The organism is Pantoea sp. SGAir0418 (assembly GCF_043529865.1).
The window spans coordinates 2480097-2503806 of the sequence record NZ_CP027911.1 but is presented as its reverse complement, the minus strand read 5'-3'; the positions used below and the strand labels follow the sequence as shown (position 1 = coordinate 2503806).

Genomic DNA, 23710 nt, shown 5'->3' with positions numbered 1-23710 from the left:
CAAAGCCACGAATCCGCCTTTACGCAAGCGAAGCGCGTACAGTTTTCATCTTTACTCTTAGCGGTCCTGCGCCAGCGTTTCAACACGACGTCGGTATTCTCCCGGTGCGCAGCCAAACTCACGGACAAACGCTTTGTGAAAGGATGATTCGCTGGCGTAGCCGACGGCCAGAGCGATGTTGATTAACGGGGCTGTTTCGCGCGCCAGTCGCTGAGCGGCCAGCTGCAGACGAAGGGCGGTGAGCACGGCCAGCGGCGTGGTAGCGCTGAGCTGGCGGAACAGCAGCGCGAAGGAAGCGCGGGACATAAACACTTGCTGAGCCATGGCTTCTACCGTCCACGGCCTTTCCGGCGCGGCGCACAGTTGGGTGATTAAAGGGCCAAGACGTGGATGCAGAGCCACGGAGAGTAAGCCAGGGTGCGCTGCGTGAGTTGAGAGCCCATGACGCACCGCCAGTGTGAACAGGCTGCCAATCTGCTGGCTGCGCAGTGCGGCATCACCAGCAGCTGGCAGTGCGTCAGCACTCTGGGTGATGAACGGCAGCACCGCAGCCAGCCAGCGCCCATCGCTGCTTGTGGGGTCGGGTGCCAGCATTAGCACTTCGGGCAGGGCGGTGAGGAAAGCATGCGCCGACGCGGGCAGTTCCAGCAGGCCGCATACCAGTTGGGTTGGCTGCGTATGGCGCTGATAAATACGATGCGCGGCGTTTTGCGGCAGGAATATGACGCTGCCAGCAGTGAGTTCGACACCCGCAGTGACGGGCATATCCAGCATGACCGGGCCGCCTGTGACCGTATGCCAGCGCACTGCGCACAGGTGCCCGGCGCTGTGCGGCAGTTGCCACTCACCGCTCAGCACGCAGTTCTTATCTATGCTGCCCTGCGGGTTATGCAGCAGCAGCAGTTGACTCAATGGATCCATCTGTTTTTTCCCTTTTCCCTGAACTGCCCGCTTGATTCAGACGCAAAGACAAAAATACCAGCGTTGCGGCGAAATACGGCGCGGCAGCAAACCGTAAGCTTTGGGTGATGACTACTTTTGACACTTATGGAGAACATCATGAACCATTATCAGGCAGCAATCATCGGATTTGGTAAAGCAGGTAAAACGCTGGCGGCGGCTCTGGGGCGCGCCGGATGGCGTGTCGCGATCATCGAAAAATCCCGCGAAATGTATGGTGGCACCTGCATTAATGTTGGCTGTATCCCAACGAAAGCACTGGTACACGATGTGCAACATCATGCCAGTTTCAGCGATGCCATGCAGCGCAAAGCGGCAGTAGTAGAATTGTTGCGTGAGAAGAATTACCTCAACCTGGCCGCTATTGCGCAGGTCGATGTCATTGATGGTGAGGCAGAATTTGTGGATGCCCACACGCTAAAAATCACCTCATCGCAGCAGGCCAGCCAGATTCATGCTGAGCGAATTTTTATCAATAGCGGTGCCGAAGCGGTGTTTCCCGCACTGGAAGGCTTAGTTGCCGGACCGCGCGTGGTTGACAGCAGCGGTATCCTGAATTTAACGCAACTGCCGCAGCGGCTGGGGATCCTTGGCGGCGGTTATATTGGCGTTGAGTTTGCTTCCATGTTTGCCGGTTTTGGCAGCGAAGTGACGTTGTTTGAAAGTGCACCGCAATTTCTGGCGCGTGAAGATGATGATATCAGTGCGGCGATAGCCGGGATCCTGCAGGAGCAGGGCGTTAAGCTCGAGCTCAACACTGCATTACAGCGTGTAACCAGCGGTCGCGACAGCGTGACGCTGCATACCGCACAGGGCGATCGTGAAGTCGATGTGCTGCTGGTCGCCACGGGCCGTCGCCCGGCGACGAAGGCACTGAAACTGGAAAACGCGGGGGTGGTGACCGATGCGCGCGGCGCGGTGCGTGTCGATAAACAGCTTAAAACCTCTGTGGATCATATCTGGGCGCTGGGCGATGTTACCGGCGGACCACAGTTTACCTATATTTCGCTTGATGATTTTCGCATCGTTTACGATCAGTTGCTGGGTAAGGGCACGCGCACCACCGAAGACCGTATTAACATCCCGTATTCCGTGTTTATGACGCCTGTATTATCACGGATTGGTTTGACTGAAGCGCAGGCGCGCGCGCAGGGGCGGGATATTCAGGTGGTGACACTGCCGGTCGCCGCGATTCCGCGTGCGCGCGTTGTTGACGACACCCGTGGCATGCTGAAAGCCGTGGTTGATAATGGCAGCCAGCAGATTCTCGGCGTGGCGCTGCTGGCAGCGGACTCGCATGAAGTCATTAACATTGTAAAAACGGTAATGGATGCCGGGCTGCCGTATAGCGTGCTGCGTGACCAGATTTTTACCCACCCAACCATGAGCGAGTCGCTCAATGATCTGTTTGCCCTGGTAAAATAATGGCGAACAGGACGCCCGCGAAGGGCGTCCCGATCGCACATCTAGCCGAGATTGCCGCTGAGGCGATCGCGGAAATCGCTGCTGCGGTTATCCAGGCCGGTGAAGGTGACGCTGGCGCCGTGCCGCTGGTAGCGGTACTCAATAGCGTCGAGCGCCGCCACGCTGGAGGCATCCCAAATCTGCGCGTGGGTCAAATCGATGGTGACGCGCTGCGGATCGTGGCCGTAGTCAAAATGCTCAAACAGATCGTTGCTGCTGGCGAAAAACAGCGGGCCACGTACCGTGTAGTGCACATGCTCGCCATCGTCACTCAGCTGGCGCTCGGCATGGATCACGTGAGCGATGCGGCGCGCAAACAGCATCATGGCCAGCATCACGCCCACCAGCACGCCAAGCGCAAGGTTACCGGTCCACACCGTGACGGCGACGGTCAGCACCATCACCAGCGTTTCCGACCACGGCATGCGTTTCAGCGTGGCCGGCTGCAGGCTGTGCCAGTTCACGGTTTTCACCGCGACCACCATCATAATGCCCGCCAGCACCACCATCGGAATCTGCGCCATGATCTGGCTCAGACCGGTGACCAGCAACAGCAGCACCAGCGCTGCGGCCACGGTGGACACCCGGGTACGCGCCTTGCCCAGCTCAACGTTGACAATGGTCTGGCCGATCATCGCGCAGCCGGCGATACCACCGTAAAACCCTGCCAGAATATTGCCGACGCCCAGCGCCCAGGATTCACGCCGCTTGCCGGAAGGCGTATCGGTCATGTCATCCACCAGTTTGGCGGTCAGCAGGGATTCCATCAGGCCGACGAAGGCGACCGACAGCGCGGTGGGCCAGACAATCTGCAGCGTGTGCAGATTAAGCGGCACCAGCAGGGTAGTGAAATCCGGCAGGCCGGCGCGCATTGGCCCTTCATCACCGACGTTGGGCACGCGATAGCCCAGCAGCAGCGCGACAGCGGTGACAGCCACGATAGCCACCAGCGGCGAAGGCACGCTTTTAAGCACTTTGGGCAGCAGCAGCACGATGGCCAGCGTGGCGGCGAACAGCAGCCACACCAGGCCCGACTGGCCCCAGACGTGCGGCACCTGTGCAAAGAAAATCAGTATACCCAGCGCGTTAACGAAGCCGATCATCACCGAGCGCGGAATATAGCGCATCATGCGCGACAGCCCGGCAAGGCCGAAAATGATCTGAATAACACCGCCGAGGATCACTGCCGGCAGAATGTACTCCACGCCATGCGCGTGCACCATCGGCCCGATCACCAGCGCGACGGAACCGGCCGCCGCGGTGACCATCGCTGGCCGTCCTCCCAGAATCGACAGCGTCAGGCACAGCACCACCGAAGCGACAAGGCTGACTTTAGGGTCGACGCCGGCAATCACGGAAAACGAAATCACTTCCGGTATCAGCGCCAGGGCGGTAATCACCCCGGCCAGGCACTCGCGGGTGAAAAGAGAAGGTGAACGCAGCACACGTGCGACCGTGATGTCGCTCGCTGTGGCAGCGGGGCGATCGGCAGTTTGACTCATCTGTTGCAGGCTCTTTTATTGGATGCGCATGCCGTCACGGCATAGCAATATTTAATGGAAAAGTTAACGCGGGCGATGTTACCGGGGGATGACGCGAGGCGCCAGTAAAACGGGGCGATAAGGTTGATTCCATCCCTGGAATCCGCTGCGGCTACAGCGAAAAATCATCCGGGGTCTGGTGAACCACCAGTTCCAGCAGGTGACGGTAGACATCCAGCTGGACGACATCGGCTTCCTGCTCCAGCCGGCTAATCAGGGCGGCAATAATGGCCTTATTGGTCACCGGCATACCGCTGTGCAGGATTTCAGCAATCAGATGGCCTAAGACTTCCATCTCATTGGTTTCACTGTTAACGGCCTGTTTGAAATTGTCAGCGAGGACATCGCTGCTATTGACGGCATTTTGCATGTGTAAGCCCTTAAGATTGGCTGATGGCCCAGCGGCCAGCACAACCAGGATGAAATATTTCCGCGCGGACAGGCGCGAAAAACCTGACTCACCACCCAACACAAAAAGACACCTCTGAAGGTGGAAATCCACAACACCTTCAGAGGCGACGCAACTGCATCATTCGTTACCGAATCGTTAACCGATTCATGGCGGCTAAAGTTATACAGTAACCCCTAATCTGTACAAGCGGCGGCTTGTGCATTTCGTGCTTATCAGGCTAATTTACTCAATATTATAGAGTATTTTGCCGAAAAAAGTTATACAGGCAAGCTGTACACACGACCTGACCGGGCCTTTCCGCGACTTAAGTGAAACTGGTAATCTGCACGCAGCACGACTAAATTTGCTGATGTAAGCAAACTTTTCATTCGCACGTCGCTTAGCTTATAATAACCTTCCCATTTAGTTAGAACTCTAACCATTAGGCCGCTACGCTTTGACTGACCATCCACAACCGTTCTCCCGTCTGTTGCATCTTACTGCCCATGCGTGGCGGCTGGCGGTTGATCGCCGCCTGAAAGAGAGCGGTTTGAGTATGAGTAGCTGGCTGGCAATTGCCAGCGTGGCGACCGCCAGTGAACCGCCGACGCAAAAGGCGCTGGCACAGCTATTGGGGCTGGAGGAAGCCAGTGTAGTGCCGCTGGTCGATCGGCTGGTGAAACAGCAGCTGCTGGCACGGGTGCAGCCAAAGGAAGATCGTCGCAAGCGCCTGCTGGTGTTAACCGAGCAGGGCGGCGAGGCGTTCGCTACGGTAAAAACGCAGGCGGATGCGCTGCGCGCCCAGTTGCTGGCCGATATCGATCCCGCCGCGCTGGCAGTGACCGAAAACGTGTTGCAGCAGCTGCTTGAACGCTTAGGAAACGTATAGCCGTGGCGAAACGTAACCCGTATGCGCCTCGCGAATGGCTGCCGCACGAAAAGCCGATGCTGCCGGGATCGCCCTCGACACCGCTGCATGCGCCATCGAAACGCATCGCGTTTGGCCTGATCGGCCTGCTGATCTCCATTACCGGCGCGCTGAGTAATGCGCTGGTGACCGCCAACCTCACCAATCTGCAGGGCACCTTCGCCGCATACAGCAACGAAATCGCCTGGCTGCCGGCGGTCTACGTGATGGGCAATATCTCCATTAATCTGTTGCTGGTGAAGTTCCGCCAGCAGTTTGGTCTGCGGCTGTTTACCGAAGCCTTTCTGGTGCTGTACGTCATCGTGGCGTTTTTTCACATCCTCGCGAACGATCTCAGCTCGGCGATTATCGTGCGTACCGCGCACGGCATGGTGGGCGCGGCGCTCAGCTCGCTGGGCATCTATTATCAGATCCAGGCCTGGCCGGCGAAGCACCGTCTCAAAGCGCTGGTGATTGGCATCACCGCCTCACAGCTGGCGATTCCGCTGGCGCGGCTGTTCTCCAGCGAGCTGCTGCAGCTGGAGGAGTGGCGCGGCCTCTATCTGTTTGAACTGGGCCTGGCGATGATTGCGCTGGGCTGCGTGCTGGTGGTCAAGCTGCCGCCGGGCGACCGTATCAAAGCGTTCGAAAAGCTCGATTTTGTCACCTTTATGCTGCTGGCACCGGGCATGGCGTTATTGTGCGGCGTGCTGTCACTCGGGCGCATTGAGTGGTGGTTCAGCACACCCTGGCTCGGCGTCTGTCTGGCGCTGGCGCTGGTGCTGATTGTCGCGGCGGTGGTGCTGGAGCATAACCGCGCTAACCCGCTGATTAACACCCGCTGGCTGAGCAATGGCATGATCGTGCGGCTCGGCATCGTGATGATCATGATGCGCATCGTGCTGGCCGAGCAGAATACCGGCGCGGTCGGCTTTCTGCAGCAGCTGGGCCTGCTCAACGATCAGATGCGCGGGCTGGCGCTGGCGATCATTGCGGGCGTGATCTGCGGCATGATTGCCAGCGCGCTGACCATCAAACCCAACCATCTGAGCTGGCCAATCGTGGTCTCGCTGGCCGTAATGATTGTCGCCTCGCTGATGGATGCGCAATCCAGCCCGCTGACGCGTGCCAGCAATCTCTACTTCAGCCAGTTTCTGCTCGGTTTCAGCAGTGCTTTTTTCCTTGGGCCAGCGATGCTGCTTGGCATCGGCGGCGTGGTGACTCAGCCGAAAAATCTGGTGAGTTTTGTCGTGCTGTTTGGCATGAGCCAGAATCTTGGCGGGCTGATTGGCTCTGCCATTCTCGGCACCTTCCAGACGTGGCGCGAAAAATATCACTCCAGCCTGCTGGGTGATCAGCTGTCGCTGCTCGATCCTAATGTGGTGGATCGCCTCAGCCAGTACAGCGCGCTGTTTCGCAGCCAGCTGGCGGACAGCGGCCTGCTCAGCGCGCAGAGCAGCAGTCAGCTGCAAACCGTGGCCACGCTGCAGGCCAACGTGCTGGCTTATAACGATACCTATTTACTGACCGCCGCGCTGGCAATGATAACGCTGATGTGGGTGCTGTGGCGCCTGACGCGGCTGCGTTATCTCAACTGGCGCCAGGCGCGACATAATCTGACTGAGCAACAGCAGCAGGCTGCGCCAGCAAACCGAACGGAGACCCCATGAGTCAACAGGACGATCTACAGGCTGCGGAGCGCGAGCGCGCTAACCGCCGACGCATTCTCTCTATCGCCGCCGGGAGCGGTATCGCCATCGTGGGCGTGCTGGTGATTTTATACGCCTGGCAGCTGTGGCCCTTTACCAGCACCATCCAGTCAACGGAAAACGCCTACGTGCGCGGCCAGGTGACCTTTATCAGCCCACAGGTCAGCGGCTACCTGACGAACGTTGAGGTGGTGGATCTGCAGCCGGTGCGCAAAGGACAGCTGCTGATGACCATTGACGATCGTATCTATCGCCAGCGCGTGCATCAGGCGCAGGCACAGCTGGCGATGAAGATCGCCGCGCAGAATAACAACCAGCAGCAGCAGAAGAGTGCGGAGGCCACTATCGCCAGCAATAAAGCCGCGCTGGAGAATGCCAAAGCGCAGGCGCTGAAAAGCAGTCTCGATTTGAAGCGGGTGGAAAATCTGGCGGCGGATGGCTCGCTGTCGGTACGCGAGCGTGACGCCGCGCGCGCAGCCAATGCGCAGGCTCAGGCCCAGCTGCGCCAGGCGGCGGCGCAGGTGGCGGTCTCGCAGCAGAATCTGCAAACCACCATCGTCAACCGTGCGGCGCTGGCCGGCGACGTAGCCAGCGCGCAGGCGGCACTGGAGCTGGCCAATATCGATCTGGACAATACGCGCATTATCGCGCCGGACAGCGGCCAGCTCGGTCAGCTGTCGGTGCGCAAAGGCACGTACGTTACTGCCGGCACGCGGCTGACCTCGGTGGTGCCGGATAATAAATGGGTGATTGCCAACCTGAAGGAAACCCAGCTGGCGCGCGTGCGCCCCGGTCTGCCGGTGTCGATCCGCGTTGATGCGCTGGAAGGCAAGCGCTTTGACGGCCGCGTTGAGTTTATCTCGCCCGCCGCCGGATCTGAGTTCAGCGCCATCTCGCCAGATAACGCCACCGGTAACTTCGTGAAAATCGCTCAGCGCATTCCGGTGCGTATCAGAATTCTTGGTGATGAACTGCAGCAGCTGCGGCCGGGGATGTCGGTGGAAGTCGACATTGATACCGCCGCCGAACCACACCGGGATGCGTTATGAAGCGGCCGTTACTCGCGGTGCTCATCGCGCTGCTGCTGACCGGCTGCGCCCGCGAAGTGGAGCAGGCGCCGTCGTCGCTGCCGATTCCGCCCGGCTGGCGCCAGCAGGTCGGGCCCGCCGCCGCGCCGGAAGCGCAGTGGTGGCGCAGCTTTGGTGATGATCGCCTCAACTGGCTGGTGAACCAGGCGCTGCAGCACAACAGCGATATTCTCATTGCCCGGTCGCGCGTCGATCAGTATCGCGCCGAGCTGCGCGCTGCGCAGGGCGACAACTTCCCGACGCTGTCGGCGGGCGTGGCGGCAACCCATCAGCGTGCGCTGTCAGCGGCGACCGGTCAGCCGTACGAAAGTGCGGTATTTCAGGGACTGCTGCAGGCGAATTATGAGGTCGACTTATGGGGCAGCCGCAGCAACAGCATCCGCGCGGCGGAAGCCACGCTGGCGGCGCAGCGTGCGGCGGCCTCGGCAGCCGAGCTGACGGTGGCCAGTTCGGTCGCGTCCGGTTACCTCAGCCTGTGCGCGCTCGACGAGCAGCTGCGCGTGACCGAGGCCACGCTGGAAACGCGGCAGAACTCGCTGAACCTGGCGCAGCGTCAGTTCGAAACCGGCTATACCTCGCGGCTCGAATGGATGCAGGCGGCGTCGGAGTATCAGACAGCGAAAGCGCAAATTCCGCAGCTGCAGCATCAGATCGCCCAGCAGGAGAACGCGCTCAGCATTCTGGTTGGCATGAATCCGCGCCAGATTGCACGCAGCAGCCAGTTCGACCAGCTGCGACCCCACGCACTGCCGGCGCTGCTGCCGTCGCAGCTGCTGAATCGCCGGCCTGACATAGTCCAGGCGCAGCGCCTGCTGCTGGCGAGCGACGCGTCGCTGGCGGCGGCGCAGGCACAGCTGCTGCCATCGCTCAACCTGACGGCGTCCGGCACGCTGCAGAGCAGCCAGCTACACGATCTGCTGGATAATCCGTTCCGCCTGTGGAGTATCGGCGGCAGCGTGCTGGCACCGCTGCTCAACCGCGAAGCGCTGACCGCACAGGTGGATGTGGCGATGGCGTCGCGCAACCAGGCGCTGTATGGCTACGAAAGGGTGGTGCGCAACGCCTTTGCCGAGGTGGATAACGCGCTGGATGCCATCAAGCGCAGCCAGCAGCAGCTAACAGAGTTGCAGGCGCAGGAGCGCTACGTTGCCGAGGCGTGGCGGATTGCGCGCAACCGTTATCAGAATGGCTATGCGTCCTATCTCGATGAGCTTGATGCGCAGCGCACGCTGTTCAGCACCCAGCTGAATATTGTGGCGGTGAAAAACACGCTGCTGCTGGCGCAAATCGATCTCTACCGCGCACTTGGTGGCGGCTGGCAGGGTTGATCATCACGCCGCAGCCGCCTGGCTACGGTCAAAAATGACGTCTAAAGCCCGTTCACCCCGCTTTCACAACAGCACCAGCTCGAACTTAAGTGGTTCATGCTTTTTTTTACTTGTCTTTACAATTAGTGGTATTATCCGCGGCGCTTTACACAGTCTGAACGGAACTATGCAGGGGTTGTTGCCTGCACGGCCGCGTGGTTGCGCGGCTTGCCATGACAGGGGAAGAAAAGGAAATGATGAATAAAAAAGCCACGCTGGTACTGCTGGTTGCAGCGGTATTAATCACCGGCTGTGCATCGCGCACGGCACCGATCCAGAACGTCAGCCAGACGGTCGCACAGAGCTACAGCGATCAGCAGATGCAGCGCGCTATTGTGGAAGCTGGCGCGGCCAATCACTGGGTGATCTCACCGGCGGGTCCGGGCGTGATGAATGGTCTGCTGGCAGAACGCGGCCACACGGCGAATATCCGTATCACCTACACTGCTAACAGCTACCGCATTGATTATGTCAGCAGCACCAATCTGAAAGCAGGCAGTGGCCAGATTCACCGTAACTACAACCGCTGGATTCAGAACCTGAACCAGGGCATCCAGACCCGTCTGGCGGTGCAGGCGGTAAAATAACTCATCACGCGCGCCGCTAACAGTTAATCGTAAAGTTAGCCGGCACGCTGCCGAAATAGAAACAGGCGGACCCGATGTCCGCCTGAGAACTCGGCGACATCCGCGTGAGGCGGATGACTGGAATAGAGAGCAGGGAAGGGATGCCGCGCAGCGAAAATCTGACCATCCCTGAGGCTGAAGAAAGAATGCAGGTATGAAACTCGCTTACTCCCTTGTTGACTGGCATGCCATCGCGCCGGGCCACAGCAGCGCCGACGACTGGCAGCGCTGGGCGCAACACGCGCCGGTACTGGATGCCTGCCTGGCTATCGCCAAACCTCAGTTTTTACCGATGATGACTGCCCGTCGTCTCAGCCCCGGCAGCCGTGCCGCCGTTGAGTGCGGCCTTGCGCTGCTGGCCCGACAGTCGGTTGACGCCGTGGTGTTTACCAGCCGCCATGGCGAACTGGAACGCAATCTGCGTATTCTGCGTACGCTCGCGGACGGCCAGCCGCTATCCCCCACCGACTTCGCAATGTCCGTGCACAACTCGGCGGTCGGCAGCCTGACCATCGCCGCACGTCAGCCGTTAGTGTCATCGTCAATTTCTGCCGGCATCGACAGCTTCCAGCAGGGCCTGCTTGAGGTCAGCACGCTGCATCAGGCCGGTTACCAGCAGGTGCTGCTGGTGGATTTTGACGGGCTGGTGCCCGACTACTACCGTCCGTGGCTGCCGGAGATCGCTACCTTTAATGCACCCTACGCGGTTGCGCTGCTGCTGCGCGCCGGCGAAGCGTGGCGCTGTACGGCGACCGCCGCCCGCTCTCAGCCCGATGCGCTGCCGCAGAGCCTGCAGTTTCTGTATGCGATGCTGAGCGAAACGGCGGATTTCACCCTGGCCGGCGAGCGTCATCAGTGGCGCTGGGAGCGTACTCATGGCGGATAACGCTATGCCGATGCGCCAGCGGCGCGGTGGCAACTATTATTGGCGGCTGGTGATGACCGCGCTTTGCTTTAGCCTGTTCAGCATTGGCGGTCTGTTGCTGTCGCTGATCTGGTTCAACCTGCTGCTGCTGATTCAGCGTGACGGTCTGCGCCGGCGGCAGATCGCGCGCCGCAGCATTGCGTGGAGCTTTCGCTGCTTTCTGCGCTTCTGCCGTTTTGTCGGCGTGTATGACTATCAGATGCTGGGCGCAGAAGCGCTGCGTCAGGATCGCGGCTGCCTGATTGTCGCTAACCATCCGTCGCTGATCGATTACGTGATGATCGCCTCGCTGTTACCCGAGATGGATTGCCTGGTGAAGGCCGACCTGCAGCACAACATTTTCTTCCGCGGCGTTATTAAATCAGCCGATTACCTGATTAACAGCGAGGCGGAGACGCTACTGCCGGATAGCCAGCAGCGGCTGGCACGCGGCGATACCATTCTGATTTTCCCCGAAGGGACGCGCACCCGCTACGGCCAGCCGCTGCAACTGCAGCGCGGTGCGGCAAATATTGCGGTGCGCGCCGGATGCGATCTGCGCGTGATTCATATCACCTGTACCCAGCGTATGCTCGACAAGCAAAGCCGCTGGTATCAGATTCCGCTGGTTAAACCGGTTTTTACGGTACGCGTACAATCGCGTATTGCCAGCCACGCCTTTCACGAAGCGGATGAGGATGCGCAGCCGCTGGCCGCGCGCCGTTTGACGCGTTATTTGCAACAGGCGCTGGTGCCTGAAGAGACAAAGTAAGTTATGCAAGCACTGATTGACGACATTAAAACCATGATTATCGACACGCTGAATCTGGAAGATATCAGTCCGGATGATATCGATAGCGATGCACCGCTGTTTGGCGAAGGGCTGGGGCTCGACTCGATCGATGCGCTGGAGCTGGGACTGGCGGTAAAAAACCGCTTCGGCGTGCAGCTCTCCGCCGAGAGCGAAACGCTGCGGGCGCACTTTTTTTCCGTGGCCACACTGGCCGCTTTTGTTGAACAACAGCAAGCCTGAGAACCGTCGACATGAATAAACAAGATATTTACCAGGAAGTGGCGACGCTGCTGACTACGCTGTTCGAAATTGATCCGGACGAGATTCGCCCGGACGCTCGCCTGTATGAAGATCTCGAACTCGACAGTATTGATGCGGTTGACATGGTGGTGCATCTGCAAAAACGCACCGGGCGTAAGATCAAGCCAGAAGCCTTCCGCGCGGTGCGCACCGTACAGGACGTGGTTGACGCCGTCGACCAGCTGATGCGTGACCAGGCCTGATAAACGCCATGCACAGGCTGTTGCAGCTGCTGAACGCGCTGGCGCTGATCGCCTGGCCATTGCTGGTATGGCTGGCGCTGACTCACCCGCAGTGGCGCGGCGTGCTGGTGCTGCTGGCGCTGGTATTTGCGGCGCGCATCTGGAGTCTGCGTCAGGCACAGGGCGCGCTGAACCGCACGCTGCTGCTGCTGGCGCTGATCGGCTGCCTGCTGTCTCTCGCCAGTATCGTGTTGCGGGCGCAGCATCTGCTGCTGTGGTATCCGGTGGTGGTGAATGGCCTGTTGCTTCTGCTGTTCGCCGCGTCGCTGTTCAGCCCGATGCCGCTGGTAGAGCGCCTGGCGCGCTTGCGTGAACCTCAGCTGCCGCCGCGTGCCGTCCGTTATACCCGACGCGTGACGCAGGTGTGGTGCGGGTTTTTTATTTTCAACGGCAGCGTGGCCCTGACTACCTGCCTGCTGAGTCATATCCGGCTATGGACACTCTGGAACGGGTGCATCAGCTATGTGCTGATGGGCGCGCTGATGGGCGGCGAATGGCTGCTGCGTCAGCGCATGAGGAAACACGCATGAAGGCCGTGGCGATTCGCGACTGGCTGCACGGCGCCGATCGTCTCGTCGCCTGGCAGGGGCAACAGCAGCATACGCTGGCGCAGATGCGGCAGCAGGTGCTGGGCTTAACCCATCAGCTACAGGCGCAGCCTGGCGCACGCTGGGCGCTGTGCTTTGACAACAGTTACCACTTTACCGTGGCGCTGCTGGCGAGCTGGTACGCCGGCAAAACGCCGGTCATCCCCGGCCACTGCCGCGCAGCGCAGCTGGAAGAGATGCACGACAGTCTTGATGGCGTGATCAGCGATATGCCGCTGGCGGTCACCCTGCCACAGCTACGCTGGGACGGTGCGCTGGCGCAGGGCGCGCTGCCAGAGATGGCGGCGCAGGCGAGTCTGGTGCTGTTCACCTCCGGCTCAACCGGAACGCCGCGTCGCGTGGTCAAATCACTGCGCGCCATGGATCTCGAAGCCCAGTGGCTGGCCGACCTGTGGGGCGCGCGTCTGCAGGGGTGTCACGTCATTGCCTCAGTAAGCCATCAGCATCTGTATGGCCTGAGTTTTCGCATTATTCTGCCGATGGCGCTCGGCCTGCCGTTCGCCGCGCAGCAAATTTTTTATGGTGAGCAACTGGCGGATCAGCGTGCCGATCGCCGCTACGCCTTTATCAGCAGTCCGGCGTTTTTGCGCCGGCTGGACACGGCGCTGGTAGCGCCGCCCTGTGCACTGATTGTCTCCGCGGGCGGCGCGCTGCCGGGCGCGGATGCGCAACGCGCGCAGCAAACGCTGGACTGCGCAGTGGATGAAATTTATGGCAGTACCGAAACCGGGGTGATCGCGTGGCGCCGGGCCAGCGATGACGCTGCGCTGTGGCAGTGTTTTCCCCACGTCTCGCTGCACGAGATCTCACCGCAGCGCTGGCAGGTCTTCTCCGATCTGCTGGAAAGCCGCGCGGGCTGTGCGCTGGACGATCGCATCGTGCAGCAGCCGTCGGGCCGGTTTCAGCTGGCAGGGCGCCAGGATCGGGTGGTGAAGATTGAAGACAAGCGCGTGTCGCTGAGCGAAGTAGAGCGTCGCCTGCTGGCGCTGCCTGGTGTGGAAGATGCCGCCGCGCTGGCGATTCAGCGTCACGGCCGCCATGCCATCGCGGTGGTGCTGGCGCTGCCGCAGCTGCCAGACGCCGCCACGCTGCACCAGCGTAAACAACAATGGAAACGCGCGCTGCAACCCTGGCTGGAGCCGGTCGCCATGCCGCGCTACTGGCGGGTGGTGACGGCGATTCCGGTCACCGCGCAGAGCAAGCGCGCATGGCCGCAGATAGAGGAATTGTTTGATGTTACCGGTTGAATTAGACGCGCAACAGCAGGACGACACGCTCACCCTGCGCCTGCTGGCGGCTGCCGACCTGCTGTGGTTTCGCGGTCACTTCCCGACGCTGCCGATTCTGCCGGGAGTGGCGCAGCTTGACTGGGTACTGCACTACGGCCTGACGCGCCTGGCGCCGGGTAAGAGCTTTGCCTCAATTGAAAATATCAAATTCCAGCAGCCGGTGCCGCCGGATGCGCAGCTGGAGCTGCAGTTGCAGTGGCTGCCGGAGAAGTCGCTGCTGAGTTTTCGCTACGCGCTGCTGCGCGGTGCGCAGGCTGAGGTCGCCAGCAGCGGGAAGATTCGCCTGTGCTGAGTGCCTCTTTTGCGCCCTGCGTGCTGATTCCCTGCTACAACCACGGTGCCATGCTGGCGTCGGTGCTGGCGCGGCTGGCCCCGTTCAACCTGCCGGTGATCGTGGTCGACGACGGCAGCGATGCCCGGACCAAACAGCACATCGCTGCGCTGGATGCGCCGCAGCTCCAGGTGCTGACGCTGCCGCACAACCAGGGTAAGGGAGCGGCGGTGATTGCCGGACTGCGCGCCGCTGCGGCTGCGGGCTTTAGTCATGCGCTGCAGCTGGACGCCGACGGACAGCATCAGGTGGAGGACACACCGCGCATGCTGGCAGAGGCCGAACGCTATCCGCACTGCCTGATCTCCGGCCAGCCGCAGTACGATGCCTCAATCCCGAAATCCCGGCTCTATGGACGCTACATCACCCATTTCTGGGTATGGGTGGAAACGCTGTCGTTCTCGCTGAAAGACAGCATGTGCGGTTTCCGCGTCTATCCGCTGGCAGCCTCGCTTGAGCTGTGCGATCGCCGCCCTATTGGCCAGCGCATGGATTTTGACACTGAGATCATGGTGCGCCTCTACTGGCAGGGCACGCCGAGCCGGTTTATCCGCACGCGCGTGACCTATCCGCCGAGCGGCGTCTCACACTTTGACGCGCTGCACGACAACCTGCGTATCTCGTGGATGCACACCCGTCTGTTCTTTGGCATGCTGCCACGCATCCCGCAGCTGCTATCCCGCCGGCGTCAGCAGGCGCACTGGGCAGCGACGCCAGAGCGCCGCGGCCAGTGGGGGCTGCGCTTTATGCTGTGGCTGTACCAGCGTGCTGGCCGCCTGCCGTTTATTCTGCTGCTGTGGCCGGTGGTGGCGGTGTACTGGCTCAGCGGTCGCGCGGCGCGGGCGGCGTCGCAGCAGTGGCTGACGCGCGTACAGGCCGTGGCGCATCAACAGCAGATTGCGCTGCCGCAGCCGCTCAGCAGCTATCGCCACTTCCTGCGTTTTGGCAACAGCATGCTGGATAAAGTCGCCAGCTGGCGCGGTGACCTGCAATGGGGACGCGATATCGACTTCGCGCCCGGTGCGGAAGCGGTGATTCGCGCCGCTGAAGGCAAAGGTCAGCTGATTCTCGCCTCGCATCTGGGCGATATCGAAGCCTGCCGGGCGATGGCGAAGCAGGTCAGCGGTCTGGTGATCAACGCGCTGGTATTCACCGACAACGCCCAGCGCTTCCGCGCAGTGCTGGAGAGCATTGCGCCGCAGGCGGGCGTCAATCTGCTGCCGGTCAGTGATATCGGCCCGGACACCGCAATTTTACTGCAGCAAAAGCTGGATGCCGGTGAGTGGGTGGCCATTGTTGGCGACCGCACCGCCGTGCAGCGTCAGCGCGGCGGCGAACGGCGCGTGGTGTGGAGTGAATTTATGGGCCAACCGGCACCGTTCCCGCAGGGACCCTTTGTGCTGGCGGCGGCGCTGCGCTGTCCGGTGCTGCTGATGTTCGCGCTGCGCCAGCAGGGCAAACTGCGCGTGCACTGCGAGGCCTTTGCCGATCCTTTACCGCTGCCGCGCAATGGGCGACAGCAGGCGCTGCAGGCGGCGGTCGATCGCTACGCTGCGCGCCTGCAGCATCATGCCCTGCTGGCACCGCTGGACTGGTTTAACTTTTACGATTTCTGGGCTCTGCCCGAAGAGGAGCAACGCGATGCGTGACGCAAGCTGGCGCGCGGAGATTGAACGGGTGGTCTCGTTTCATGACTGCGATCCGATGGGCGTGGTGTGGCACGGCAACTATTTCCGCTACTTTGAAGTGGCGCGTGAAGCGCTGCTGCGCAGTATCAACTACAGCTATGCAGAGATGAGCGCCAGCGGCTACGTTTGGCCGGTGGTCGATACCCGGGTTAAATACCGCCTGCCGCTGCGCTGTGAAGAGGCCATTCGTGTTGAAGCCAGCATCAGCGAATATGAAAACCGGCTGCGCATCGATTATGTCATCCGTAACGCTGCCGGGCAGGTGACCACCAAAGCGCACACGCTGCAGGTGGCGGTCAGCGCCAGCACGCAGGAGATGTGCTTTGTCTCGCCGGATATTCTGCTGCAGCGTTTGGGGGTGTCATCATGATTCGTCTGTTCTGCCTGCTGTTGACGCTGCTCAGCGCCAGCGCCAGCGCGGTGACGCTGGAACAGCTACAGCAGCGCTTTGCCAGCCAGCCGGTGATTCGTGCCAGCTTTGTTCAGGTGCGCAGCATCGCCGGCATGGCGCAGCCGCTGGTGTCGCGCGGCCAGCTGTTGATTGCTCAGCAGCAGGGGCTGTGGTGGCACCAGGCGACACCGTTCCCGATGACGCTGATTCTGGATGATCACCGTATGGTGCAAAGCATGAGCGGCCAGCCGCCACAGGTGATCACCGCTGACAGCAATCCGCAAATGTTCCAGTTTAACCATCTGCTGCGCGCGCTGTTCCAGGCGGATGAGCAGGTACTGCGCGAGAATTTTGTGCTCGATTTCCACGATGACGGTGGCGACGGCTGGCAGCTGAGCCTGACGCCGAAAGCGGCACCGCTGAATAAGATCTTCAACCGCATCGATCTGCAGGGCGCGGCGTATCTCAACCGCATTACGCTGGATGACCGCCAGGGCGATAAAACGGAAATCACTCTGAGCGATACCCGTACGCAGCCCGGCCAACTGACTGATGAAGAGCGAGCCCGTTTTGCCGCAGCGCAGTGAAATTTTTGCCGCGCGCGCCTGGCTGGCCGTCTGTCTGCTGCTGATGCTGGCGCTGGCCTGGTTACTGCCGCGCAGCCACATTAACAGCAGCGTGCTGGCTCTGCTGCCGCAGCAGAATCTTGGCCAGGCGCCGGCAGAGATTCAGCAGGGGTTTATGCAGCGGCTCGACCGCCAGCTGGTGTGGCTGGTGAGTGCGCCCGGTGCGGACGGTGAAGCCGCCGCTGCGTGGTGGCAGGCGCAGCTCCGGGCACTGCCGATGCTCAGTGAGGTCAGCGGCGCGCTGGATGATGATCAGCTGCAGCGCTGGGGAAGCTTTGCTTATCAGCATCGCAACGGGCTGATCGATCCGCTGACGCGTGCGCGACTGCAGCACGGCGGCGGCGCGCAGGCCGACTGGATTCTGGCGCAGCTGTTTTCGGCGTTTGCCGGGGTGAGCAGCAAAGAGCTTGCCGGTGACCCGCTGCTGCTGGTGCGTGGCGCGCAGCTGGCGCTGCAGCAGAACGCCAGCAAAATGGTGCTGCACAACGGCTGGCTGACGGTCAGCGATGCGCAGCAGCGCCGCTGGTATTTTCTGCACGGCGAACTGGTACATAACGCCTTCAGCATGGCGCAGAGCCATCAGCTGGTCAGCGCGCTGCATCAGCTTGAGCAGCAGTTGAGACAGCGCTGGCCGCAGGCGCAGCTGCTGACGCGCGGCACGGTGCTGTTCAGCGACGATGCCAGCCAGCGCGCGCAGCATGATGTTGCCACGCTGGGCAGTGTGACGCTGGGCGGTTTACTGCTGCTGGTGTGGCTGGTGTTTCGATCACTGCGGCCGCTGGCGCTGAGCGCGCTGTCGGTAGCCATCGGGGCGATGGCCGGCACCGTATTCACGCTGCTGTTTTTTGGTGAGCTGCATCTCACCACGCTGGTGATGAGTCTCAGTATTGTCGGCATCTCGGCCGATTATACGCTGTACTACCTGACGGAACGCATGGTGCACGGCGAGCACGCCACACCGTGGCAGAGTCTGCATAAAGTGCGCGGTACGCTGCTGCTGGCGCTGGGCACCACGGCGATCGCCTGGCTGCTGATGCTGCTGGCACCGTTTCCCGGGCTGCGCCAGCTGGCGGTATTTGCCGCCAGCGGCCTGAGCGCCTCGTGCCTGACGGTGATCTGTTTCTATCCGTGGCTGGTGCGCGGCCTGCCGGTGCGACCGGTGCCGGCGATGGTGTGGCTGGCGCGCTGGCTGGCCGCGTGGCGCCGCCAGCGCGGGCTGCGCGTCGGGTTACCGCTGCTGGTAGCCCTTTACGCGCTGAGCGGCATCTTACAGCTGCGCGTCGACGATAATATTGCTCATCTGCAGAGCGCGCCGGCGCAGCTGCTGGCGCAGGATCGCCAGCTGGCGCAGCTCACCGGGCAGCAGGCCGATCAAACCTGGTTTGTCGTCTGGGGTGATAACGAGCAGCAGGTGTTGCAGCGGCTTAATGCGCTGGCGCCCGAACTGCAGCGCGCGCAGCAGCAGGGCTGGCTGGCGAGCTATCGCCTGCTGCCGCTCAGCACGCTTGAACAGCAGCAGCAGGATGTCGCGCTGTTACAGCAGGCGGCCCCAACTATCATGGCGCGTCTGCAACAGGCCGGGATTAATCCGGCGCAGGCCAGTCTGCAGCCGATGCCGGTCAGCGTGCAGGCGTGGCTGGCGAGTCCGCTGAGTGAAGGCTGGCGGCTGCTGTGGCTGTCGCTGCCTGACGGACGCAGCAGCGTGCTGGTCCCGGTGAGCGGCGTGCAGAACAGTGCCGCGCTGCAAAAGCTGGCGACAGGGCAGGCAGGCGTGAGCTGGGTCGACCGCAAAGCCCGTTACGATGAGCTGTTTGGCTTCTGGCGCACGCTGCTAAGCGGCCTGCTGGCGCTGGCGCTGCTACTGATCACCGTCAGCTACACCCTGCGCCTTGGCCTCAAAGCCGGGCTGCGCAGCGCGCTGCCGTCATGGCTGTCGCTGGCGGCCGCGCTGGCCACGCTCGGCTGGCTGGGGGCCAGTCTGAATCTGTTTGCGCTGCTGGCGCTGATTCTGGTGCTGGGCATTGGCATCAATTACACGCTGTTTTTCAGTAATCCGCGCGGCACGCCGCTGACGTCGATGCTGGCGGTAACGCTGGCGATGATGACCACGCTGCTGACGCTGGGCATGCTGGTATTCAGCAGCACCAGCGCCATCAGCAGCTTTGGTACCGTGCTGTGCAGCGGAATTTTTTGTGCATTTTTACTGGCGCCGCTGGCGCTGGCGGGCGGAAAAAGGAAACCACGATGAGAATGGGTGCGTTACTGCTGGCGCTCAGCCTGCTGCTGAGCGGATGTGCGTCTCACCATGACGAGTCCAGCCGGCCCACGGCCTGGCTCAAACCCGGCGTGCGCGTCACGCTGCCGGCACCGGGCATCTCACCCGGCTTTCAGCAGCAGCAGTTGCTGACCGGCCGCGTGAAGGGCAAAACCCAGTCATTGCTGGTGCTGCTCAGCGCGGATGCGCAGCAGATCTCGCTGGCCGGGCTGTCGTCGCTTGGCATCCGGCTATTCCGCGTCACTTACGATCAACAGGGGATTCATACCCAGCAGATGATGGCGCTGCCCGACCTGCCGCCAGCCAGCCAGGTGCTGGCCGATATTATGCTGAGCTACTGGCCGGTCAGCGCGTGGCAGCCGCAATTGCCGTCCGGCTGGACGCTGCGCGATGTGGGCGACCGGCGCGAATTGCGCGATGCCTCCGGCCAGCTGATCAGCCAGATTCATTATCTGCAGCGCGGTGCGCAGCGTGAGCCGATCAGCGTCGATCAGCGCGCCTTTGGCTATCAGATTCACATCCAGCATCTGGACGCCTCCTCATGATTTACCTGTCGGCTTTTGGCATGGTCAATGCGCTGGGCAGCAGCCTGGCGCAGATTGCCGCCCAGCTACAGCAGGGCACAGCGCCCGGCATGCAGCCGCGTGACGGCTGGTTAGCGCAGGGCAAGCGCTGCTGGCTGGGTGAAGTGCCGGGCGCGCTGCCGCCGGTACCGGCTGAACTGGCGGCGCATGATACGCGCAACAATCGATTGCTGCTGGCGGCGCTGCAGCAGTGCCAGCCAGCGCTGGATGAGGCGATTACGCGCTATGGTCGCGCCCGCGTGGCCATCGTGCTGGGCACCAGTACTTCCGGCGTGGATGAGGGCGATCGGCAGACGGACGGCGGCCATGCCGGTTATGACTACCGGATGCAGGAACTGGGCGATCCGTCGCGCTTTCTGGCGCACTATCTGCAGCTGGATGGCCCGGCGTACACGATTTCTACTGCCTGCTCCTCCAGCGCGCGCGCCATCATTAGCGGGGCGCGGCTGATTGCTGCCGGTCTGGCCGACGTAGCGCTGGTGGGCGGTGCGGACTCGCTCAGCCGCATGCCGATTAACGGCTTTGCCAGCCTCGATTCGCTGTCGGAACATCACTGCGCACCGTTCAGCGCCGGACGCGACGGTATTTCGATTGGCGAAGCGGCGGCGCTGCTGCTGCTGACGCGCGAGCCGCAGCCGCTGGCGCTGCTGGGTTGCGGTGAATCGTCAGATGCCTGGCACATGTCAGCGCCGCATCCGCAGGGCGTGGGCGCGGAAGCCGCCATGCGCATGGCGCTGCAGCAGGCCGGTTTGCAGCCGCACGAGGTGGGCTATATTAATCTGCACGGTACCGCCACGCCGCTGAACGATCAGGTTGAAGCGGCGGTGATTCACCGTCTGTTCGGTGACGCCGTGCCGTGCAGTTCCACTAAGCACCTCACCGGCCATACGCTGGGCGCAGCAGGCGCCACCGAAGCGGCGCTGGCGGCCCTGATTATCCAGCAACAGTTGTCGCTACCGCCGCAGGATTTTTCGCACGCGACGCAGGATAGTACGCTGCCGCCCTGTGGACTGCTGACGGTGACACAGTCGCTGGCGCGCCCGGTGATTGCCTCCAACTCATTTGCCTTTGGCGGGAACAATACCTGCCTGATTGTAGGATCTTCGCATGAATGATTTTTTGCCGGTGGGCGATTACCTGCCGCACCGTGCGCCGCTGCTGCTGCTTGAGCGCGTGCTTGATGTCACGCCAGACAGTGTTGTCTGTGCAGTCACGGTGAGCCCGCACGGCGTGCTGGCACCGTTTCTCACGCCGCAGGGCGAGCTGCCGGCGTGGTTTGGCGTCGAGATTATGGCGCAGACCGTGGGCGTCTGGTCCGGTTTTCATGCCCGCCAGCGCGGTGCCAGTGACATCCGCCCCGGCATGCTGCTGGGCGGGCGCGGCTATCGCGCCAGTGCGTCCACCTTCGCGGCACACAGTGCGTTGCAGATTGAGATGCACCTGCTGATGCGCGATGACAAGCTGGGCAGTTTTGAGGGCGAGATCCGCTGCGGCACCAGCCTGCTGGCCAGCGGACGACTGAACACCTACCAGCCCGACGACGACGAATTAACCCGATTAGCGCAACAAGGAACCGAGTGATGACCCGCAGCGTATTAGTAACCGGGGCCAGTAAAGGTATTGGCCGTGCCATGGCTTTACGTCTGGCCGCCGACGGATTTGATATTGTGGTGCATTACCACCGCGACGCCGCCGGTGCGCAGCAGACGCTGGCGCAGATCGTTGCCGCAGGCGGCCGCGGCCGCACGCTGCAGTTTGACGTGGCACAGCGGGAAGCCACGCGTAACGCGCTGGAGCAGGATATCGCCGCGCACGGGGCTTATTATGGTGTGATCAGCAATGCGGGCATCACCCGCGACGGTGCTTTTCCGGCGCTCACCGAAGACGAATGGGACAGCGTGATCCACACCAACCTCGACAGCTTCTACAACGTGATTCATCCCTGCGTCATGCCGATGATCGGCCTGCGGCAGGGCGGACGCATCATTACCCTCTCTTCCGTATCCGGTATGATGGGCAACCGCGGGCAGGTCAACTACAGCGCGGCCAAGGCCGGTATCATCGGCGCCACCAAAGCGCTGGCGATTGAACTGGCGAAACGCAAAATCACCGTTAACTGTATCGCGCCAGGTTTGATCGATACCGGCATGACCGATCTTGAGCCACAGGTAATCGACGAAGCGCTGAAAATCATTCCGATGAAACGTATGGGCGCGGCAGAAGAAGTCGCTGGCCTGGCCAGCTATCTGATGTCGGATATCGCTGGCTACGTTACGCGTCAGGTGATTTCCATCAACGGAGGGATGTTGTGATGCAGCGGGTAGTGGTTACCGGTATGGGCGGCGTCACCGCTTTCGGTGAGAGCTGGAGCGCGGTGGCGCAGCGCATTAAACAGGGCCAGAATGCGGTACGTAAAATGCCGGAGTGGCAAGTCTATGATGGCCTGCACACGCTGCTGGGCGCGCCGATCGATGACTTCACGCTGCCGCCGCACTACACGCGTAAACGCATCCGCGCCATGGGCCGCGTCTCACTGCTGGCGACGCGTGCCACCGAGCTGGCGCTGGAGCAGGCCGGCCTGATTGACCATCCGGTGCTGACCAGTGGTGAAACCGGCATCGCCTATGGGTCTTCGACCGGCAGCACCGGTCCGGTGAGCGAGTTCGCCACCATGCTGACGGAAAAGCACACCAACAACATCACCGGCACCACCTATGTGCAGATGATGCCGCACACCACGGCAGTCAACGCCGGACTGTTTTTTGGTCTGCGCGGTCGCGTGATCCCCACGTCCAGCGCCTGCACTTCCGGCAGCCAGGCGATTGGCTACGCGTGGGAAGCCATTCGCCATGGCTATCAGACCGTGATGGTCGCGGGCGGGGCAGAGGAGCTGTGCCCCTCGGAAGCCGCCGTGTTCGATACGCTGTTTGCCACCAGCCAGCGTAACGACGCGCCGCACACCTCGCCGGCACCGTTCGATCAACAGCGCGATGGTCTGGTGATTGGCGAAGGGGCGGGCACGCTAATTCTGGAATCGCTGGCACATGCGCAGGCGCGCGGCGCGACCATCTATGCGGAGCTGGTCGGTTTTCACACTAACTGTGACGCGGCCCATATCACTCAGCCGCAGCGTGAAACCATGCAGATTTGTATTCAGCGCGCGCTGGACAGTGCAGGGGTGACGGCAGCGCAGATTGGTTACATTAACGCACACGGTACCGCCACCGATCGCGGCGATATTGCCGAAAGCCAGGCGACGGCAGCGATTTTTGGCAATCGTACGCCCATCTCTTCGCTTAAAAGCTACTTCGGTCACACGCTGGGCGCCTGCGGCGCGCTTGAAGCGTGGATGAGTATTGAGATGATGCGTGAGGGCTGGTTTGCGCCCACGCTGAATCTGACGCAGCCCGCCGCCGAATGCGGTGAGCTGGATTACATCACTGGCGCGCCCCGGCAGCTTCAGACCGATTACGTCCAGTCAAACAACTTTGCTTTTGGCGGTATCAACACCTCGCTGGTGTTTAAACGCTGGCGCGACGCCTGAGTCTCTCCGTTTACCCCTCATTCCCGTCGCCCGGCGGGAATCTTCCTCCCCGATGATGCCTCTGGCGGTGATACACCGCCGG

The 23710-nt window shown here is 61.7% G+C and carries 25 protein-coding genes; 22 read left to right on the top strand and 3 right to left on the bottom strand.

The window, feature by feature from the left end:
- Positions 1-57: 57 nt before the first annotated feature.
- Positions 58-921 carry an AraC family transcriptional regulator gene (locus C1N84_RS11640; RefSeq protein WP_264441417.1) on the bottom strand — a complete coding sequence of 288 codons (864 nt, stop codon included), beginning with the start codon at positions 919-921 and terminating at the stop codon, positions 58-60.
- Between the two features lie 138 nt (positions 922-1059).
- Between C1N84_RS11640 and rclA the strand changes: the two genes are divergently transcribed.
- The gene (gene rclA, locus C1N84_RS11635; RefSeq protein ID WP_264441416.1) at positions 1060-2385 is read left to right on the top strand and encodes a reactive chlorine resistance oxidoreductase RclA; all 1326 of its coding nucleotides are present in this window, start codon (positions 1060-1062) and stop codon (positions 2383-2385) included.
- A gap of 41 nt (positions 2386-2426) precedes the next feature.
- Here rclA and C1N84_RS11630 read toward each other — a convergent pair whose 3' ends face one another.
- Positions 2427-3926 (bottom strand): SulP family inorganic anion transporter, encoded by a 1500-nt coding sequence (locus tag C1N84_RS11630; protein WP_264441415.1) that lies wholly within the window; start codon positions 3924-3926, stop codon positions 2427-2429.
- A 151-nt stretch (positions 3927-4077) separates the two neighbouring features.
- Positions 4078-4335: a biofilm/acid-resistance regulator YmgB/AriR gene (locus C1N84_RS11625; protein ID WP_241797800.1), complete on the bottom strand. Its 258-nt coding sequence runs from the start codon at positions 4333-4335 to the stop codon at positions 4078-4080.
- Between the two features lie 478 nt (positions 4336-4813).
- Here C1N84_RS11625 and C1N84_RS11620 point away from each other — a divergent pair, with 478 nt between their 5' ends.
- From C1N84_RS11620 to C1N84_RS11520, 21 genes are all read left to right on the top strand, one after another.
- A complete protein-coding gene (locus C1N84_RS11620; RefSeq protein WP_058769594.1) occupies positions 4814-5245 on the top strand; it encodes a MarR family winged helix-turn-helix transcriptional regulator in 432 nt (143 codons plus the stop codon).
- 2 nt (positions 5246-5247) lie between these two features.
- Complete coding sequence (locus C1N84_RS11615) at positions 5248-6933, top strand: MFS transporter (protein WP_132465245.1); 1686 nt, start codon at positions 5248-5250, stop codon at positions 6931-6933.
- The gene (locus C1N84_RS11610; protein WP_264441414.1) at positions 6930-8021 is read left to right on the top strand and encodes an HlyD family secretion protein; all 1092 of its coding nucleotides are present in this window, start codon (positions 6930-6932) and stop codon (positions 8019-8021) included. The genes C1N84_RS11615 and C1N84_RS11610 overlap by 4 nt, the downstream gene beginning before the upstream one ends.
- Positions 8018-9388, top strand: coding sequence for an efflux transporter outer membrane subunit (locus C1N84_RS11605; protein WP_264441413.1), 1371 nt, complete (start codon positions 8018-8020; stop codon positions 9386-9388). The genes C1N84_RS11610 and C1N84_RS11605 overlap by 4 nt, the downstream gene beginning before the upstream one ends.
- A 236-nt stretch (positions 9389-9624) precedes the next feature.
- Entirely contained in the window at positions 9625-10014 is a 390-nt protein-coding gene (locus C1N84_RS11600) for a hypothetical protein (protein WP_369974295.1), read from the top strand.
- 193 nt (positions 10015-10207) lie between these two features.
- The gene (locus C1N84_RS11595; protein ID WP_241797803.1) at positions 10208-10939 is read left to right on the top strand and encodes a beta-ketoacyl synthase chain length factor; all 732 of its coding nucleotides are present in this window, start codon (positions 10208-10210) and stop codon (positions 10937-10939) included.
- Positions 10929-11729, top strand: a complete 801-nt coding sequence (locus C1N84_RS11590; protein ID WP_021508264.1) for a lysophospholipid acyltransferase family protein — start codon at positions 10929-10931, stop codon at positions 11727-11729. Before C1N84_RS11595 ends, C1N84_RS11590 begins: the two co-directional genes overlap by 11 nt.
- A 3-nt stretch (positions 11730-11732) precedes the next feature.
- Entirely contained in the window at positions 11733-11990 is a 258-nt protein-coding gene (locus C1N84_RS11585) for a phosphopantetheine-binding protein (RefSeq protein ID WP_021508263.1), read from the top strand.
- An 11-nt stretch (positions 11991-12001) separates the two neighbouring features.
- Complete coding sequence (locus tag C1N84_RS11580; protein WP_021508262.1) at positions 12002-12253, top strand: acyl carrier protein; 252 nt, start codon at positions 12002-12004, stop codon at positions 12251-12253.
- A gap of 8 nt (positions 12254-12261) precedes the next feature.
- The gene (locus C1N84_RS11575) at positions 12262-12822 is read left to right on the top strand and encodes a COG4648 family protein (RefSeq protein ID WP_021508261.1); all 561 of its coding nucleotides are present in this window, start codon (positions 12262-12264) and stop codon (positions 12820-12822) included.
- Positions 12819-14147, top strand: a complete 1329-nt coding sequence (locus tag C1N84_RS11570) for an AMP-binding protein (RefSeq protein ID WP_264441412.1) — start codon at positions 12819-12821, stop codon at positions 14145-14147. Before C1N84_RS11575 ends, C1N84_RS11570 begins: the two co-directional genes overlap by 4 nt.
- Positions 14134-14481 carry an ApeI family dehydratase gene (locus tag C1N84_RS11565; RefSeq protein WP_058780771.1) on the top strand — a complete coding sequence of 116 codons (348 nt, stop codon included), beginning with the start codon at positions 14134-14136 and terminating at the stop codon, positions 14479-14481. Before C1N84_RS11570 ends, C1N84_RS11565 begins: the two co-directional genes overlap by 14 nt.
- A gap of 50 nt (positions 14482-14531) precedes the next feature.
- The gene (locus tag C1N84_RS11560; protein WP_394541848.1) at positions 14532-16169 is read left to right on the top strand and encodes a glycosyltransferase family 2 protein; all 1638 of its coding nucleotides are present in this window, start codon (positions 14532-14534) and stop codon (positions 16167-16169) included.
- Complete coding sequence (locus tag C1N84_RS11555) at positions 16162-16578, top strand: acyl-CoA thioesterase (RefSeq protein ID WP_021508257.1); 417 nt, start codon at positions 16162-16164, stop codon at positions 16576-16578. The genes C1N84_RS11560 and C1N84_RS11555 overlap by 8 nt, the downstream gene beginning before the upstream one ends.
- Positions 16575-17186, top strand: coding sequence for an outer membrane lipoprotein carrier protein LolA (locus C1N84_RS11550; protein ID WP_211725907.1), 612 nt, complete (start codon positions 16575-16577; stop codon positions 17184-17186). Before C1N84_RS11555 ends, C1N84_RS11550 begins: the two co-directional genes overlap by 4 nt.
- Positions 17152-19473 carry an MMPL family transporter gene (locus tag C1N84_RS11545; RefSeq protein ID WP_264441409.1) on the top strand — a complete coding sequence of 774 codons (2322 nt, stop codon included), beginning with the start codon at positions 17152-17154 and terminating at the stop codon, positions 19471-19473. The genes C1N84_RS11550 and C1N84_RS11545 overlap by 35 nt, the downstream gene beginning before the upstream one ends.
- Positions 19470-20045, top strand: a complete 576-nt coding sequence (locus C1N84_RS11540; protein WP_031279295.1) for a DUF3261 domain-containing protein — start codon at positions 19470-19472, stop codon at positions 20043-20045. Before C1N84_RS11545 ends, C1N84_RS11540 begins: the two co-directional genes overlap by 4 nt.
- The gene (locus C1N84_RS11535) at positions 20042-21199 is read left to right on the top strand and encodes a beta-ketoacyl-[acyl-carrier-protein] synthase family protein (protein WP_264441407.1); all 1158 of its coding nucleotides are present in this window, start codon (positions 20042-20044) and stop codon (positions 21197-21199) included. Before C1N84_RS11540 ends, C1N84_RS11535 begins: the two co-directional genes overlap by 4 nt.
- The gene (locus tag C1N84_RS11530; RefSeq protein ID WP_021506454.1) at positions 21192-21665 is read left to right on the top strand and encodes an ApeP family dehydratase; all 474 of its coding nucleotides are present in this window, start codon (positions 21192-21194) and stop codon (positions 21663-21665) included. The genes C1N84_RS11535 and C1N84_RS11530 overlap by 8 nt, the downstream gene beginning before the upstream one ends.
- Positions 21665-22396: a 3-ketoacyl-ACP reductase FabG2 gene (locus C1N84_RS11525; RefSeq protein ID WP_264441406.1), complete on the top strand. Its 732-nt coding sequence runs from the start codon at positions 21665-21667 to the stop codon at positions 22394-22396. The genes C1N84_RS11530 and C1N84_RS11525 overlap by 1 nt, the downstream gene beginning before the upstream one ends.
- A complete protein-coding gene (locus C1N84_RS11520) occupies positions 22396-23628 on the top strand; it encodes a beta-ketoacyl-ACP synthase (RefSeq protein ID WP_058759684.1) in 1233 nt (410 codons plus the stop codon). The genes C1N84_RS11525 and C1N84_RS11520 overlap by 1 nt, the downstream gene beginning before the upstream one ends.
- The last annotated feature ends 82 nt before the right edge of the window (positions 23629-23710 follow it).

What these genes read in the sequence shown, in the direction of transcription:
- C1N84_RS11590 (WP_021508264.1), top strand. Translation starts at nt 10,929, where the DNA reads ATGGCGGATAACGCTATGCCGATGCGCCAGCGGCGCGGTGGCAACTAT.
- C1N84_RS11605 (WP_264441413.1), top strand. Translation starts at nt 8,018, where the DNA reads ATGAAGCGGCCGTTACTCGCGGTGCTCATCGCGCTGCTGCTGACCGGC.
- C1N84_RS11570 (WP_264441412.1), top strand. Translation starts at nt 12,819, where the DNA reads ATGAAGGCCGTGGCGATTCGCGACTGGCTGCACGGCGCCGATCGTCTC.
- C1N84_RS11550 (WP_211725907.1), top strand. Translation starts at nt 16,575, where the DNA reads ATGATTCGTCTGTTCTGCCTGCTGTTGACGCTGCTCAGCGCCAGCGCC.
- C1N84_RS11625 (WP_241797800.1), bottom strand. Translation starts at nt 4,335, where the DNA reads ATGCAAAATGCCGTCAATAGCAGCGATGTCCTCGCTGACAATTTCAAA.
- C1N84_RS11610 (WP_264441414.1), top strand. Translation starts at nt 6,930, where the DNA reads ATGAGTCAACAGGACGATCTACAGGCTGCGGAGCGCGAGCGCGCTAAC.
- C1N84_RS11565 (WP_058780771.1), top strand. Translation starts at nt 14,134, where the DNA reads ATGTTACCGGTTGAATTAGACGCGCAACAGCAGGACGACACGCTCACC.
- C1N84_RS11640 (WP_264441417.1), bottom strand. Translation starts at nt 921, where the DNA reads ATGGATCCATTGAGTCAACTGCTGCTGCTGCATAACCCGCAGGGCAGC.
- C1N84_RS11525 (WP_264441406.1), top strand. Translation starts at nt 21,665, where the DNA reads ATGACCCGCAGCGTATTAGTAACCGGGGCCAGTAAAGGTATTGGCCGT.
- C1N84_RS11630 (WP_264441415.1), bottom strand. Translation starts at nt 3,926, where the DNA reads ATGAGTCAAACTGCCGATCGCCCCGCTGCCACAGCGAGCGACATCACG.
- C1N84_RS11580 (WP_021508262.1), top strand. Translation starts at nt 12,002, where the DNA reads ATGAATAAACAAGATATTTACCAGGAAGTGGCGACGCTGCTGACTACG.
- C1N84_RS11520 (WP_058759684.1), top strand. Translation starts at nt 22,396, where the DNA reads ATGCAGCGGGTAGTGGTTACCGGTATGGGCGGCGTCACCGCTTTCGGT.
- C1N84_RS11575 (WP_021508261.1), top strand. Translation starts at nt 12,262, where the DNA reads ATGCACAGGCTGTTGCAGCTGCTGAACGCGCTGGCGCTGATCGCCTGG.
- C1N84_RS11585 (WP_021508263.1), top strand. Translation starts at nt 11,733, where the DNA reads ATGCAAGCACTGATTGACGACATTAAAACCATGATTATCGACACGCTG.
- rclA (WP_264441416.1), top strand. Translation starts at nt 1,060, where the DNA reads ATGAACCATTATCAGGCAGCAATCATCGGATTTGGTAAAGCAGGTAAA.
- C1N84_RS11535 (WP_264441407.1), top strand. Translation starts at nt 20,042, where the DNA reads ATGATTTACCTGTCGGCTTTTGGCATGGTCAATGCGCTGGGCAGCAGC.
- C1N84_RS11595 (WP_241797803.1), top strand. Translation starts at nt 10,208, where the DNA reads ATGAAACTCGCTTACTCCCTTGTTGACTGGCATGCCATCGCGCCGGGC.
- C1N84_RS11540 (WP_031279295.1), top strand. Translation starts at nt 19,470, where the DNA reads ATGAGAATGGGTGCGTTACTGCTGGCGCTCAGCCTGCTGCTGAGCGGA.
- C1N84_RS11530 (WP_021506454.1), top strand. Translation starts at nt 21,192, where the DNA reads ATGAATGATTTTTTGCCGGTGGGCGATTACCTGCCGCACCGTGCGCCG.
- C1N84_RS11555 (WP_021508257.1), top strand. Translation starts at nt 16,162, where the DNA reads ATGCGTGACGCAAGCTGGCGCGCGGAGATTGAACGGGTGGTCTCGTTT.
- C1N84_RS11560 (WP_394541848.1), top strand. Translation starts at nt 14,532, where the DNA reads ATGCTGGCGTCGGTGCTGGCGCGGCTGGCCCCGTTCAACCTGCCGGTG.
- C1N84_RS11600 (WP_369974295.1), top strand. Translation starts at nt 9,625, where the DNA reads ATGAATAAAAAAGCCACGCTGGTACTGCTGGTTGCAGCGGTATTAATC.
- C1N84_RS11545 (WP_264441409.1), top strand. Translation starts at nt 17,152, where the DNA reads ATGAAGAGCGAGCCCGTTTTGCCGCAGCGCAGTGAAATTTTTGCCGCG.